The organism is Cohnella sp. OV330, from assembly GCF_900112065.1.
Classification (GTDB): Bacteria; Bacillota; Bacilli; order Paenibacillales; family Paenibacillaceae; genus Cohnella.
On the sequence record NZ_FOKE01000001.1, the window covers coordinates 255,610 to 269,320 of the forward strand.

General features: G+C 61.3%; 12 protein-coding genes. 2 read left to right on the plus strand and 10 right to left on the minus strand.

Annotated features, from left to right (window positions below):
* Positions 1-97: 97 nt before the first annotated feature.
* Complete coding sequence (locus BM235_RS00995) at positions 98-1,024, minus strand: sensor histidine kinase (protein WP_090108672.1); 927 nt, start codon at positions 1,022-1,024, stop codon at positions 98-100.
* A complete protein-coding gene (locus BM235_RS01000; protein ID WP_090108673.1) occupies positions 1,021-1,722 on the minus strand; it encodes a response regulator transcription factor in 702 nt (233 codons plus the stop codon). Before BM235_RS01000 ends, BM235_RS00995 begins: the two co-directional genes overlap by 4 nt.
* A gap of 210 nt (positions 1,723-1,932) precedes the next feature.
* Between BM235_RS01000 and BM235_RS31890 the strand changes: the two genes are divergently transcribed.
* On the plus strand, positions 1,933-3,072 hold the full coding sequence (locus BM235_RS31890; RefSeq protein ID WP_090108674.1) for a collagen-like protein: 1,140 nt from the start codon (positions 1,933-1,935) through the stop codon (positions 3,070-3,072).
* An 82-nt stretch (positions 3,073-3,154) separates the two neighbouring features.
* Here BM235_RS31890 and BM235_RS01010 read toward each other — a convergent pair whose 3' ends face one another.
* The 7 genes from BM235_RS01010 to BM235_RS01040 form a co-directional block, all read right to left on the minus strand.
* Positions 3,155-3,694, minus strand: coding sequence for an NADPH-dependent FMN reductase (locus BM235_RS01010; RefSeq protein ID WP_090108675.1), 540 nt, complete (start codon positions 3,692-3,694; stop codon positions 3,155-3,157).
* Positions 3,695-3,820: 126 nt separating this feature from the next.
* The gene (locus tag BM235_RS01015; RefSeq protein ID WP_090108676.1) at positions 3,821-4,675 is read right to left on the minus strand and encodes an alkaline phosphatase family protein; all 855 of its coding nucleotides are present in this window, start codon (positions 4,673-4,675) and stop codon (positions 3,821-3,823) included.
* A gap of 15 nt (positions 4,676-4,690) precedes the next feature.
* Positions 4,691-5,476 (minus strand): DeoR/GlpR family DNA-binding transcription regulator, encoded by a 786-nt coding sequence (locus BM235_RS01020; protein ID WP_090108677.1) that lies wholly within the window; start codon positions 5,474-5,476, stop codon positions 4,691-4,693.
* Between the two features lie 5 nt (positions 5,477-5,481).
* The gene (locus BM235_RS01025; protein ID WP_090108678.1) at positions 5,482-6,519 is read right to left on the minus strand and encodes an ABC transporter ATP-binding protein; all 1,038 of its coding nucleotides are present in this window, start codon (positions 6,517-6,519) and stop codon (positions 5,482-5,484) included.
* Positions 6,516-7,325 (minus strand): ABC transporter permease, encoded by an 810-nt coding sequence (locus BM235_RS01030; protein ID WP_090108679.1) that lies wholly within the window; start codon positions 7,323-7,325, stop codon positions 6,516-6,518. Before BM235_RS01030 ends, BM235_RS01025 begins: the two co-directional genes overlap by 4 nt.
* A complete protein-coding gene (locus BM235_RS01035; RefSeq protein WP_090108680.1) occupies positions 7,325-8,254 on the minus strand; it encodes an ABC transporter permease in 930 nt (309 codons plus the stop codon). The genes BM235_RS01030 and BM235_RS01035 overlap by 1 nt, the downstream gene beginning before the upstream one ends.
* A 67-nt stretch (positions 8,255-8,321) precedes the next feature.
* Positions 8,322-9,428 (minus strand): ABC transporter substrate-binding protein, encoded by a 1,107-nt coding sequence (locus BM235_RS01040; protein WP_090108681.1) that lies wholly within the window; start codon positions 9,426-9,428, stop codon positions 8,322-8,324.
* Positions 9,429-9,635: 207 nt separating this feature from the next.
* On the opposite strand from BM235_RS01040, the gene BM235_RS01045 reads away from it, so the two are divergent.
* Positions 9,636-12,605, plus strand: coding sequence for an FG-GAP-like repeat-containing protein (locus BM235_RS01045; RefSeq protein ID WP_090108682.1), 2,970 nt, complete (start codon positions 9,636-9,638; stop codon positions 12,603-12,605).
* A 322-nt stretch (positions 12,606-12,927) separates the two neighbouring features.
* On the opposite strand, the gene BM235_RS01050 is transcribed toward BM235_RS01045, so the two are convergent.
* Positions 12,928-13,512, minus strand: coding sequence for a TetR/AcrR family transcriptional regulator (locus BM235_RS01050; protein WP_090108683.1), 585 nt, complete (start codon positions 13,510-13,512; stop codon positions 12,928-12,930).
* Positions 13,513-13,711: the final 199 nt, after the last annotated feature.

Consider the following 13,711-nt stretch of genomic DNA (forward strand, 5'->3'; position numbering starts at 1 on the left):
CTCCTCTTTGAAGCCCAGTATACCGACGCGTTCTAACGCGCCTTTCTCGTATTCCTAACGGAGTTCTTACGTTTTTGGCCGCTTCGGTCTGAAGCGGCTAATGCTTGCGCAGGCTGAACGAAAAAACGGTTTTCTCGCCCGGTTTGCTTGACACTGCGATCCGCCCGCCTTGCCTTTCGACCAGGTTCCTCGCGATGGCTAGGCCGAGGCCAGTGCCTCGCAGGGACGCATTCCGGGAATCCTCTCCCGTATAGAACCGTTCGAACACGCGGGGCAAGTCTTCGGGCGGAATGCCCCGGCCCCGGTCCCATACGTCCACCCATGCGAAGTCCCCTTCCTCCCGTACGGCAACGCCGATCTCGCCGCCGTCGGAGCCGTATCGCAGCGCGTTGGAGATCAGGTTTTCGAGGATGCGCCGAAGCCCTCCTCCGTCTGCCATGACATACAAGGGCGACGCCGGAAGACGAACCGCAGGTTCAATCCCGGCCTTCTGAAAGTCGGGATAGAAGCCAAGCAGCACCTCTTGGACGATATCGATCAAGTTCGTCCGCCGCAAATCGGACGGCGCGTCGTCGGCCTCCAATCTGGCCAGCTCGAAAAACGATTGCAGCCGTTCCAAAAGCGCGCCGCCTTTGTCTGCGGCAATGCGGAAAAAATCGTCGCGCTCGCGGGCCGTCAGCGAAGAATCGCTTCGCAGCGCCTCGATGTACCCGAGCAGCGAGGTGAGCGGCGTGCGTAGATCGTGCGAGAGGCTCGCGATCATCCGTTTGCGTTCGTCCTCGAGAACCAGCATGCGCTCCGTCGTTTGCTGAAAATAGTCGATCAGACGGTTAAGCTCCCCGCTTAGTTCTTCGACGGGTTTGCGGGGAGCGGGCAGGCGGTACCGCAGATTCAGATTGCCTGTCCGAATCTCCTCCGTCGTCCGCCGTACCCGCCCGAGCTCGCGAACCAAACGCTTCTGCCGGATGAAAAGGTACGCGCATGCCAAAAGAAGGAGCGCCGCGAGAATGCTCGGCCACGTCATTCGCGTCCCTCGCCCAGCTTGTAGCCGAATCCCCACACGGTTTGAATGTAGACGGGGGTGGACGGATCCCGCTCGATTTTCGCCCGCAGCCGGTTGATATGGACCATGACGGTGTTGTCGTCGGACAGGCTCTCTTCCCGCCAGACTGCCTCGAAGATTTGGGATTTGGTAAAAACGCGCGTCGGGTTCGTCATGAATAGCTTGAGGATGGCGAATTCCTTGGCGGTCAGCGACTTTTTCTCGCCCGCGGCTTCCACCTCGAACGAGCTTGCATTGAGCGCCAGATCTCCGTGCACGATCATGCCCGCATCGCTGCCAGCCGTTTCGCGATTAAAATCGACGTAACGGCGCAGCTGCGCCTTCACTCTGGCGACGAGCTCCCCGATCGTAAACGGCTTCGTCATATAATCGTCGGCCCCGAGCTCCAAGCCGATTATCTTGTCGATCTCGCTGTCCTTGGCCGACAGAATCAGGACGGGGATCGTCCCCTTCGCCCGAATGCGGCGCAGCACCTCCTGACCGTCGACACGCGGCAACATCAGGTCCAAGACGACCAGCTGATAATCATGTTCCCGGATACGGGCGAGCGCTTCGTGGCCGTCATAGGCGGCATCGATCTCGAAGCCTTCCTTGGCCAAATATTTGGCGACGAGCCCGTTGATCTCGACGTCGTCTTCGACCAATAGGATTCTTTTCATCGGAAGCGACTCCTTCCTTTATTCTAGTTAACATCTCCGATTATAGGCATCGCCGGCGCGCGTTTCGATGGACCTGCGTCTAGAAAGAACGACGCTTTTTGGGGATGCACGGTGCCTGAATCGGATGATTGGAGTGAAGGAAGAGTTGGCCGAAGTATTAAATTTTCCCATAAATAGACAGTCGTCTAGCTATTCCCGCGCTATTCGTCCATGCCCGAAAAAACTGACTTGCGTACACTAAACCATTCATCTGGGGAGGTGTCGCGGTTGAGTTGTCCGGATACAAAAAAGCGTTGTAAAAAGAAAACCGTCATCGTGTGTCATCCCAAAGGAAAAAAAAAGAAACGCCGTGTTCGCGTCGACAAGAAGCGCGTTTGTGTAAAGTGTCCCCCGCCTGAAGGACGCGTATTGCTTCGAGGACTCGCGGGAGCCATTGCGGAAGCGGGACCTCAAGGACTTGCAGGCGAGCTTGGACCGCAAGGACTGGCGGGACTCGTCGGCGCGATCGGCGAACTCGGACCCCAAGGCATCGCGGGAGCGCTGGGGCCCCAAGGAGCGGCAGGACTTATCGGCGCGATCGGCGCGCTTGGCGCCCAAGGCATCGCAGGAGCGCTCGGACCGCAAGGGCTGGCCGGCCTGGTAGGCGCGATCGGCGAACTTGGCCCTCAAGGATTGGCGGGCGCGTTGGGGCCCCAAGGAGCGGCAGGACTCGTAGGCGCGATCGGCGCGCTTGGCCCTCAAGGCATCGCGGGCGCGTTGGGGCCGCAAGGCATAGCGGGTCTGGCGGGAGCGATCGGCGCCGCCGGACTGGCGGGACCTGCAGGTCCGGCGGGGCCTGCGGGCGCAGTAGGACCGGCGGGGCCTGCAGGAGCAGTGGGACCAGCGGGGCCTGCCGGCGCAGTGGGACCGGCAGGGCCTGCAGGCGGAGCATTGGGCTTTGCCGACTTTTTTGCCTTGATGCCTCCCGATAATGCGGCGACCGTCGCTCCCGATACGGATGTAAGCTTCCCGCAGGATGGCCCGATTAGCGGGACCGCCATTACCCGCATCAATGCGAGCGCATTTAACCTGGCTGCGATCGGCACTTATCAGGTACTGTTCCAGGTGAACGTAAACGAAGCGGGGCAACTGCTTTTGACGCTCAACGGCGCGGATCTGGCCTATACGGTAGTCGGGCGCGCGACAGGTACGTCTCAAATCGTAGGCATGGCACTCGTGCAAACGACGGTCATCAATTCCGTGCTCACCGTTCGAAATCCTGCGGGCAATTCCACGGCGCTCACGATCACGCCGCTGGCTGGAGGAACGAGGCCGGATTCCGCGCACCTTGTTATTTTGCAGATCGCATAAAAGGCAACGCGCACGCGCCGAATAACCAAACACCCCCTGCCGTTCAAGCGGCAGGGGGTGTAATCATGTTCGCATCGCTGGATTACTTGCGGATCGTCTTCAACCCCGTGGACCAGGAAATCACTTGATCCAGCATTTGACCGAGCGAGGTCGCCTGCACGTCCTTCGGCTTGAAAACGGAGCCGTTCTCGAAGTCGGTGAACAGCGAGAGCGCCGGGTGCACGCGCACGTCCGCGACCGACAGCTCGCCGAGGATGCCCCGGAGATGTTCCGCCGCGCGAGCGCCGCCGACCGAGCCGTACGAGACGATGCCGGCCGCCTTATCGTTCCACTCAGCGCGCACGTAGTCGAGCGCATTCTTGAGCGCGCCGGTGATCGAATGGTTGTATTCCTGTACGATGAATACGAACCCGTCGCAGCTGCCGACCTTCTGCGTCCACGCAGCCGCGCCGGACGCGTCCTGACCCGGCTCGCCGAGCAGCGGCAGCTTGAAATCGGCGATGTCGATAATCTCGTATTCGGCGTCGCCGCGCTTGTCCGCGAGCGCCTTCACCCATTCGCCTACCTGCGGGCTTAGGCGGCCTTCGCGCGTGCTGCCCAGGATAATGCCGATCTTCAACATTAGATTGCCTCCCTTGGCCTTAAGTGAGTTCAATTCATTGTAACACCTGCTCCAGCATTATCCAAAGTCCGTCCGGTTATGCCTCGACTCCCGGATATCGCCGAATCTTGCCACGGCCGCGAGAAACTAGGAATGCGATCCGGACGCCGCGTATGCCGCTTCCGGCAACTCGATCATCGCGGACGATGGCGCGATGCCGAGACAGCGGCACATGAGCGGGGCCAGCAGCAGCTGCGGCAGGGCGGCTTCGCCGCGTCCCCGCTCCAGCATAAACCGCGCGTCCCCAAGCAGGTAAAGCGGCACGCTTCGCTCCTCGGCCGCCGTGCCGCCATGCTGCCCGGACGCGCTCATCCCGTGGTCGGAGGTGACGAGGACGCGGCAGCCGAGCGCCAGCCACTGCGGTACGAGGGACGCCAGCATGCCGTCCGCCGCCCGAACGGCAGCCTCGTACTGCGGGCTCTCGCCGCCGAACTTGTGGCCCGCGTCGTCGATGTTCATCGTATGAACGTACAGGAAATGCGGGTCGTACGCTTGCCTCAGATGCTCGGCGTCCGCGAACAGATGACTGTCCGGGTAGTGGTCCTCGAAATAAAAGATGCCGTGCTGGATCGGCTTGTCCGCGTCATGCTGATGGCGGTCCGTCAGCGGCTGGAAAGGCGCTGCGTTGTACAGCTCGCTGACCCAATGATAAGCTGCGGCGGCCGTCCGCAGTCCCGCGTCGGCGGCGAGATGGAACACGCTCCGCTCGCGGCTCGGACGCGCGATATGATTGGCCGCGATACCGTTCTGCGCGGCCGGCGTGCCGGTCAGCAGTACCTCGTAGAGCGGGCGCGACAAGCTCGGCAGTTCGGACCGGACTTTATGGCAGACCGCTTCGCCTTGCTCGGCCAGATGCTCCATATAGCCGAGATAGCGGCGCGCGGCGTCGTATCTGAGTCCGTCGAGCACGACGACGACGAGCTTCGGGTACGTTGGATTCATGCACGCTCTCCTCCTTTAATTGGCTACCGTCCATTGCAAGCGATGGGCGCGCAGCGTCTGCGCCCACTCCCGCGGCGCGGCGACGTTGCTGACGATCGTATGGACGCTCCGCAGCGGGACGATCTCGACGAACGCTTCCTTGTTCAGCTTGGAGTCGTCCGCGAGCACGATCGTCTGTCCGGCCGCCTCGGCCATTCGCCTGGACATGCCCGTCTCGCCGAGATCGTAGTCGCTGATGCCCCGGTTCGGCGATACGCCGCCCACCGAGATGAAGGCCTTGTCGACCCGGAACTGCGAGATCATCCGCTCGGCCATCGTGCCGGACATCGACTGCTGCTCCGGGTTCAGCTCGCCGCCGATGACGATGATCTTGCCGGTAAAACGCCCGCCGTTCAACGACTCCATGAGATGGTAGGCAACGGCCAGCGAGTTGGTCAGCACGGTGAGGCGCTCGCAGCCCGAGATTGCCTTAGCCAGCTCCAGCGTCGTCGTGCCGACGTCGATGGCGATCGTGTCCCCCGACGAGATGAGCGCGGCGGCCGCCCGGCCGATACGTTCCTTCTCCTGCGCCTTTTCCTTCTGACGCTGCAGATAAGGCGGCTCATAGTTGGTCTGCTTGCTCGGCACCGCGCCTCCGTAGACGCGCTTCGCCAGCCCTTCCCGCTCCAACAGCAGCAGGTCGCGGCGCACCGTCTCCTCCGACACGGCGAACCGCAGAGACAGCTCGGGCACCTTGACCCGCCCGTCCAGCTTCAGCTGGTCCACGATGACGCGCTTGCGTTCTTCCGACGAGATGGACATATGCCTTAAGCTCCTTCTTTCTCCAGATGCAGCAGCTGCGATTCGTCTAGCGCCAGGCGGATGGGGCTCCGCTCGGCAAATGGCAGCGAACGGCCGTCGTTCAGAACGTCGATCGTGAGCCGCACGCCTGCGGCCTCGACGCCGTACCGAATGACGTTGCCAAGGATGGACACGGAGTGAATCGTGCCCTCCGCGATGCGCCGGTCCGGCTCGGGCGATTCGGCCGGTCCCTTCAGCAGCGCGACCGATTCGGGACGTATGGCGAAGCTTTGCGCCGCGCTGTCCACTTTACCGAACAGTTTGAACGCGTCCGTGCGGCTGAGCACGTTGTAGCTGCCCATGAACCGGGCGACGAATTCAGTCCGGGGCTTCGTATAGATCGCCTCCGGGGCGCCTTCCTGGACGATGCGGCCTTTGTTCATCAGGCACACCCGGTCGGACAAGGTCAGCGCCTCTTCCTGATCGTGCGTGACGAAAATCGTCGTCATGTTGAATTGCCGTTGGATCGCGCGGATCTCCGCACGGAGGTTTTTGCGAATCTGGGCGTCGAGCGCGCTAAGCGGCTCGTCCAGCAGGAGCACCTTGGGGCGGACGGCCAGGGAGCGCGCAAGCGCCACCCGCTGCTGCTGCCCGCCGGAAAGCTGCTGGGGATACGCGTCCCGCTTGTCCGTCAGCTCGACGATGGCGAGCAGTTCCTCGGACCTGCTCTTCCTGGCAGCTTTGTCGACGCCTCGCATCTTCAGGCCGTATTCGATATTTTGGCTGACGGTCAGGTTCGGGAACAGCGCATAAGCCTGAAAGACCATGCCGATCTCCCGGCTCCGCGGCGGCAGATTGGCGATATCTTTGCCGTCCAGCAGAATTCGGCCGCCGTCCATATCCGCGAGCCCCGCGATGCAGCGCAGCAAGGTGCTTTTGCCGCAGCCCGAAGGTCCGAGCAGCGTCACGAGCTCGCCTTCGCGGATCTGCAGGTTGACGTCGTCCAGCACGTTCGCGGACCCGAATCGCTTGCGGATGCCTTGCAGCTCCAGATAGTCGCTCATCGTTTCATGCCTCCGTTCACTTTTTGGCCCAGCTTCATGAGCAAGGCGGACAAGATCAATATAAACGCGAAATAAGTGATCGCGATGGCGCTGGCCAGATGCCCGCTCTCGCCCATCCGGCGGTAAAGATACACTTGGATCGTCTGGATCTGCCCGCCGACGAGCATATTGGTCATCACGAACTCGCCGAACAGCACGGAAAACGACAGCAGCGCGGAGACAAGCACGCCGGGCCATATATTCGGCAAAATGACCGACGCGAACGCGCGCATCCGGCTCGCGCCGAGCAGCTCAGCGGCGGCGAGCAGCGGACCGGCCGATACGGTCTGCAGACTGTTGCGGATGCCCTGGTACATATAAGGAAGCACGACGACGAAGTAGGCGCCGAGCAAAATATACGCCGTGCCCGAAATGTTGAGCGGACCGGAGGAATAGGCGCGGATGAGTCCGACCGCCGCCACGACGCCGGGCACCGCGTAGGGAAGCACCACGATCCCCTTCATGAACGACTCCAGCCTCGGCATATAGAGCGTGATGACGAACACCGCGGGGAGCATGACGAGCAGGCTGATCGCGACGCCGATCAAGCAGAGATAGAGCGAGGTCCAGAGCGCCTCCAGGAAACGAAGATCCCGGAACATGCCGCGGAACCACGCAAGCGTCCAGCTCTCGGGCAGAACCGTCGTCTGCCACTCCTTGGCGAACGCATAGATGCAGGTTGCCAGGAGGGGCAGCAGCAAATAGACCATCATCAGCAGCATCAACGAGCGATGCGCGGGACCCGCCCTCTTGGTCGAAGCTTCCATCACAGCTCCTCCTTCGCGGCGGCTGCCGTAGTCCAAGCGCGCGGCGACGATTGACGGCGCGTGCGGACCGGTCGGGCGGCAAACGCGGCGTCGAGACGCCGGGCGCGCTGGGTCATCTTATGATTGAGGAAGACGGCGAGCAGCGTCGACAGCGCCAGGATGACCGCGAGCGCGTTGCCGAGCTGCGGCTGATTGACGACGTCGCCCGCCACGAGCGAACCGATCCGTACGGCCAGAAGGTTGTAGTTGCCGCCGACCAGCGCGTAGGCCGTCGCATAGGCGCCCATGGCGTTCGCGAATAAAATGCCGACGGTGCCGAACACGGCTGGCGACAGCACCGGCAAGCCGATGCTTGTCCAGAACTGCCACCGGCTCGCGCCTAGCAGCGAAGCGGCTTCGCGCCACTGCTCCCGAATGCCGTAGAAGGACGGATACAACAGCAGCAGCGCCAGCGGTACCTGGAAGTACACGTAGACCAGCACGAGCCCCGACCAGCTGTACAAGTTAAAGTCGGCGAACACGCTCCATCCCCACTGCTTGAACAGAAGCGTGAACACCCCGTTGCTGCCCAGCAGCACGATATAGGCGAAGGCGAGCGGAATGCCTTGGAAATTCGACGTCATGTTGGAGAGCATCAGCAGGCGGTCTCGCGTCTTAGAAGGGAATCTCGTGATGGCATACGCGCAGGCGAGGCCGACGACGATGCCGATCGCGCTCGAGGCGGCGGAGATGAGCAGGCTGTTCTTGATCGCCTGCATATAGTAGGCGCTCTGCAGGATATGCGCATAGAAGCCGAAGGAAATGCCCGAGCCCGATGCAGGCTTCAGACTGCCGGCCACCATCGTCACGACCGGAATGAGCTGAAATAAAAGCACCATTGCCAAAAAAGGGACAAGTCCCAGCCACATCCACCGATTGCTTCGTTTCAAACGTGCCACGCTCCTATCGGATAAGAGAGGCGCCTTCGGCAGGAAGTCGAAGACGCCTCGTAAAGGATTAGCTCATGTGGACGAGAACGCGCTCCTGCCACATTTGGGGAATCTGCTTGGCGGTCTCTTCCCATGCCTTGTAGTCGTTAACCGGCTTCACCTTCGCGTAGGCTTCCTTCGGCAGCAGCTTGGCGGCTATGTCGTCCGGCAGCTTCACGCTGTCGCGGATCGGCCTTGCATAGCCCTTGGCCAGGTTGATCTGGCCTTCGTCGCTGAGGATATACTCGCGCGCCAGCTTGGCCGCGTTCGGATGCGGCGCGTACTTGTTGATGATCGTGGCGTACCCGCTCACGACGCTGCCCTCCGTCGGGATCGCGACGTCGTAATGCTCCTTGCCGAGCTGATCGCTGTAATTCAGCGCGTTGAAGTCCCAGAGCAGCGTCACTTGCACTTCGCCCTTCTCGATGTTCGCGAGGCTCGCGTCCGCGTTGGAGAGACGCCCTTCCTTCGCCAAGCCTTCGAAGTAAGCGATGCCCGGCTCGATGTTCGTCTCGCTGCCGCCGTAGGCGATCGCCGCCGCCAGCACGGCCATCTGGGCCTGCGCAGCCTTGGTGACGTCGCCGACGATGATTTTGTAGTCGCCTTTTTTCAGATCTTCCCAGCTCTTAGGCGGGTTTGCGACGAGCTTCTTGTTGGTCAGGAATCCGATCGTGCCTTGGTAGCCTACGATCCAGTGGCCGTCCTGATCCTTGGCCCAAGCGGGAATTTCGTCCCAGTACGAAGTCTTATAGGCTTGCGTGACGCCCTTGTCGATCGCGACCGAGCCGAAGGCGATGCCGACGTCGCCGATATCGGCGGTCGGCTTGTCCTTTTCCGCATCGAACTTGGCGATCTCTTCGGCGCTCGACATGTCCGTATCCGTATGCGAAAGGCCGTATTTAGTCTGCAAATCCGCCCACGTGTCCTTCCAGTTCGCCCAAGTGTCCGGCATGCCGACGCTGACGACGGAGCCCTCTTCCTTCGCGTTCTTTTCCAGGTCCGCTACCGAGATTTCCTGCGGAGCGGCGCTCGCTTCCGCGCCGTCCGCGTTTTTTTCTCCGCACGCCGCCAGCGGCAGCGCGAGCGTAGACAAGATAAGACCCGCAGCCAACTGCCTCTTCAATGCTTTTTTCATGGTTTCCCCTTCACTCCCGCGTGGATTATTGTGGACTATGTCTATATTCTTGTTGTTTTCTCTCCATTTAGAGTGTAGTCGGGGACTATTTACGCTGGATTATCCGAACCGGGCTTGTTTGTTAAATCGTTTGGGGGATTTATCGGGGAGACGAATCTAGTATAATGTTGAAAAAGGCCATATTTTGTCAGAAGGAGTACTAGGATTATGAAAAGAAAATTAGCGGGCCTCGTGCCCGCAGGGCTGGCGCTCGCCCTGGCGGCCGCTCCGCTCGGCGCGTACGCGGCCGGACCGAAGTTTCAAAGCGCGGTGCCTGCGTATACGCTGCCCGTCGGCAGCTCAATCAACGATATCGCCTTCGCCGATCTGGACGGGGACGGGCACTTGGATGCGATTGTGAGCGATAATTCTAGTTTGAATAACAGGATTGCGATTTTTAAAGGCAACGGCGACGGCACGCTTCAGTCGACGCCGGATTACCTGGCGGTAGGCGATAATCCGAGAGAGATTGCGGTCGCGGATCTCAACGGCGACGGCAAGCTCGATATCGCGGTTACCAGCTACGACGACGATAAAGTGACGGTCCTTCTTGGCAACGGCGACGGCACGTTCATGCCCGGGACGGCGTATGGGGCGGGAGAAGGCCCGAACGGAATCGCCGCGGCCGATCTGGACGAAGACGGCTTCACCGATCTGGCGATCGCCTCGCACGACAATCATCAGTTGGCCGTCCTGTACGGGAATAGATTCGGCACCTTTCCCGCACCAGTCTATTATTCGGTCGGCACGTATCCCCTCGACGTCATCGTTCGCGACTTCGATAAGGACGGGCATCCCGATCTGGCCGTCTCCAACGATGGGTCGGGAAGCATCAGCGTGCTGCTTAATAGAGGAAGCCAAAACTTTGACCGCAGCGATTTCGGCGGCATCCAGACCCCGACATTCTTAGTGTCAGGCGACTTCAACGGTGACGAGTTCGTCGATCTTGCGACCGCCGACAACGGCAGCTCCGGCGGCGCGGCTGTCTTGCTAGGCGTCGGCGACGGTTCCTTCCGCTCAGCCGTCCTGTACTCGACCGGCCTGGTCACCTATCCGAACGATATCGCGAAGGGAGACTTCGACGGAGACGGTCAGCTCGATCTGGCCGTCAAGACTCAATCCGGTATCGTCTCGATCTATAACGGCAATGCCGACGGGACCTTCCAGGCAAAGTTCGATCTGCCGTTTGTCGGCTACTTAGCCTCGGCCGACTTGAACGAGGACGGACTGGCGGATTTGGCCTATGCGTCCGGCACGAACCTCAGCTTGTTGAACAGCCGGGCCGAAGGCGTGCTCGCGTTTTCCGCGTCGACCTTTACGGTCTCGGAAGATGGCGGGAATGCGATAGTGACCGTCAACCGGACGAGCAGCGCCTACGGCCAGACGAAAGTTCGGATCCAGACGTCGGACGGCACGGCCGTCTCGGGCACGAATTATACGGCCGTCGATGCGACGATCGTCTTCGACGCTGGCGAGACGACAAAAACTTATCTTATTCCGATCTTGGACGATGGCGTTCACGGAATGGACCGAACGTTCGGCGTGACGATCTCCGCGCCGACGAATGAAGCGGCTTTAGGGTCGCAGACGAGCGCGACGGTCACGATTCTGGAGGACGCGACGGCGCCCGTCGTCGATCCGGCGAAGTTCGTCGCCGTCGACAACTATAGCGGCACGCCGGACCAGCTCGCAGGCGACGCGGCAGCGGTAAGCGAAGCCGGCGCTACCTTGCGCGCCTACCGCTGGACCGACGCCGACAGCGACGGCGTCGTGGATGCTGGCGAGCTCGGCGCAGCGATTGCGCTCGGCGCGAGCGGCGCCGACGGCTCGGTCGCGTCGGCGGATATCGGCGACCTCGCGCCCGGCGCCTATAAGTTTGTCGTCACGGCCGAGGATGCGGCGGGCAACGAATCACCGCGCACGGCAGCGGCGGTCGTGACCGTGACGCTGACGAAGGATCTGCCGCCGGACGTCGCGGCGCCGACCTGGCCGGCAGGTGCGGAGCTCTCCGTCACGGCCGTCACGTACGAGCGTCTCAAGCTCGCCTGGCCTGCAGCCGCGGACGACCGCGGCGTCGACCACTACGAGCTGACGCAGGACGGGGGAGCGCCCGTCGTCCTGCCCGCCGCCACGTTGTCGCGCGATATCGAGGGCTTAACCGCTTCGACCGCTTATGCATTTTCCGTCGTCACCGTCGACGCTGCCGGTAACCGGAGCACGGCATTGGCCGCGACGGCGACTACGCTGCCTTATCCCGAGCCTGCGCAGCCGACAGTCGCTTCCGGCGAAGCCCGGCTTCAGCTGCTGACGATCACGGCCGACGCTAGCCCCGTTAGCTTGTCGCCTGCCTTCGACATGAACGTACTCGCCTACGAAGCTACGACCACGGAATCGCGCATTATGCTGAATGCCGAGCCATTTTCTCCGGCCGCCACGTTGCTGATTAACGGCAAGAGCGCCGTCGGCAAGCTCCCGCTCGCTATCGATCTCGATCCGGGCAAAAACGCCCTACAGATTGAAGTACGAGCCGCGAACGGCAGCGTCCGCATGTACAGCTTGACGGTTATGCGCCAGGAAAAGCCCCCGGTCGTCTCTTGCTTCGGCGATATTCGCGGCCACTGGGCGGAAGAGGAAATTAACGAAGCCTGCGCCCTCGGCATCGTCCAAGGCGGGTCCGAAGGCCTCTTCAGACCGGACAGCCCCATCACGCGCGCCGAATGGGCCGTCATGATCGCAAGATGGCTGAATTCGGACACCCAAAGTACCCCCGCGGTCTCCGGGTTCGCCGATGCAGCCGGCATTCCGGCCTGGGCCCGGGAGGCGATCGCCGCCGCTGCGGGCAACGGCATCCTGAACGGCTATCCCGACGGCACGTTCCGCCCTGCCGTGACGATCAACCGCGCCGAGACCGCGGCCACCCTCGTCCGCGCCGCGAGGTGGACGACGGATTCCGCGGCCGTAACCGAATTCGCGGACGACGTGAGCATCCCGTCCTGGGCCAAACCTTATGCCGCAGCTGCCGCGATGCACGGCATTCTAAGCGGCAAAGACGGCAATCGTTTCGCTCCGGCTTCGCCGACGACCCGCGCTGAAGCGGCGGCGATGCTCGTCCGCTTAACCAAACTCTCCAATGCATGAAAATAAGCCAAACGGGATGAAGCAGAAACCTGCTTCATCCCGTTTGGCTTTTATGTCGACTAATGGCCGGGTAACTGCTCGCATGAGCAAGGGGCGACCCCTGTCTTCCGATACGAGGCATCTCCAAACTGCTGCCCTACGACAGTAGTTTGCGCTTTTTGAAGCTGGAAATCGCTCATTTACTGACCTACGACAGTAGGTCGTGCATTCTGGAGCCGGCCACCGACCATCTACTGCCCTACGACAGTCGATTGCGCATTTGCCGCAGAGCCCGCCCATCATTTGCGGTTCTCGAGCATCTTTTAACCGCCGTTTGTTCACCCTACTTCGCGCGAATCCCCTCGAACCCGCTCGTCACCAGCCGCCGCACATAGTCGTCGTCCAACGGTTCGCCGGTCACCAGCAGCCGGTATAAGATCGGCCCGTAGAGCAGGTCGACGCCGAGCCCGACGTCCAGCGCTTCCTGAAGTTGTCCGCGCCGGATCCCCTTTTCAAGGATGCCCTTCGCCTCTAGCCGTCGCGGCTGGAAGTAGCGCGTCCGGTACGCTTCGGCCAGACCGTGGTCGAACTGCCCTTCACCGACTAGCGCGGTGATGATCTTCCCTTCCTTGCTCGTCAAAAAACGGGTCAAGTTCACGGCGTGAATCTGAACGTCCTCGAACGCGTCGCCCGTGTCGGGCACCGGCAGCCGGGCCGAGGCGGCGGACAAAAAACCGTCCATGACCACTGCGGCTTTGTTCGGCCACCATTTGTAGATCGTCGCTTTGCTGACGCCCGCTCGCTCCGCGATCTTCTCGACCGTCACCGCGCCGAAGCCGACCTCCAGCAGCAAATCGTACGACGCGGACAGAATCGCCTGCTGCGTCTTCGGATCTCGCGGCCGCCCCCGTTTGCTCTGCTCTTTCATCGTCGTAGTCTCCCTTCCGCATGCTCGAACGTCTATTACTGAACATTAAAATACGATACGTTCAGTATACGAAAAAAAATAGCGAAAGAAAAACAAAACGCCTATTTACAAAACGCTGCGTTCAGTATATCATGAGGTCATCAATTAATAAACTGTACGTTCAGTATTTATTTATTGTGAGCGTACCGATCGGAGGAAG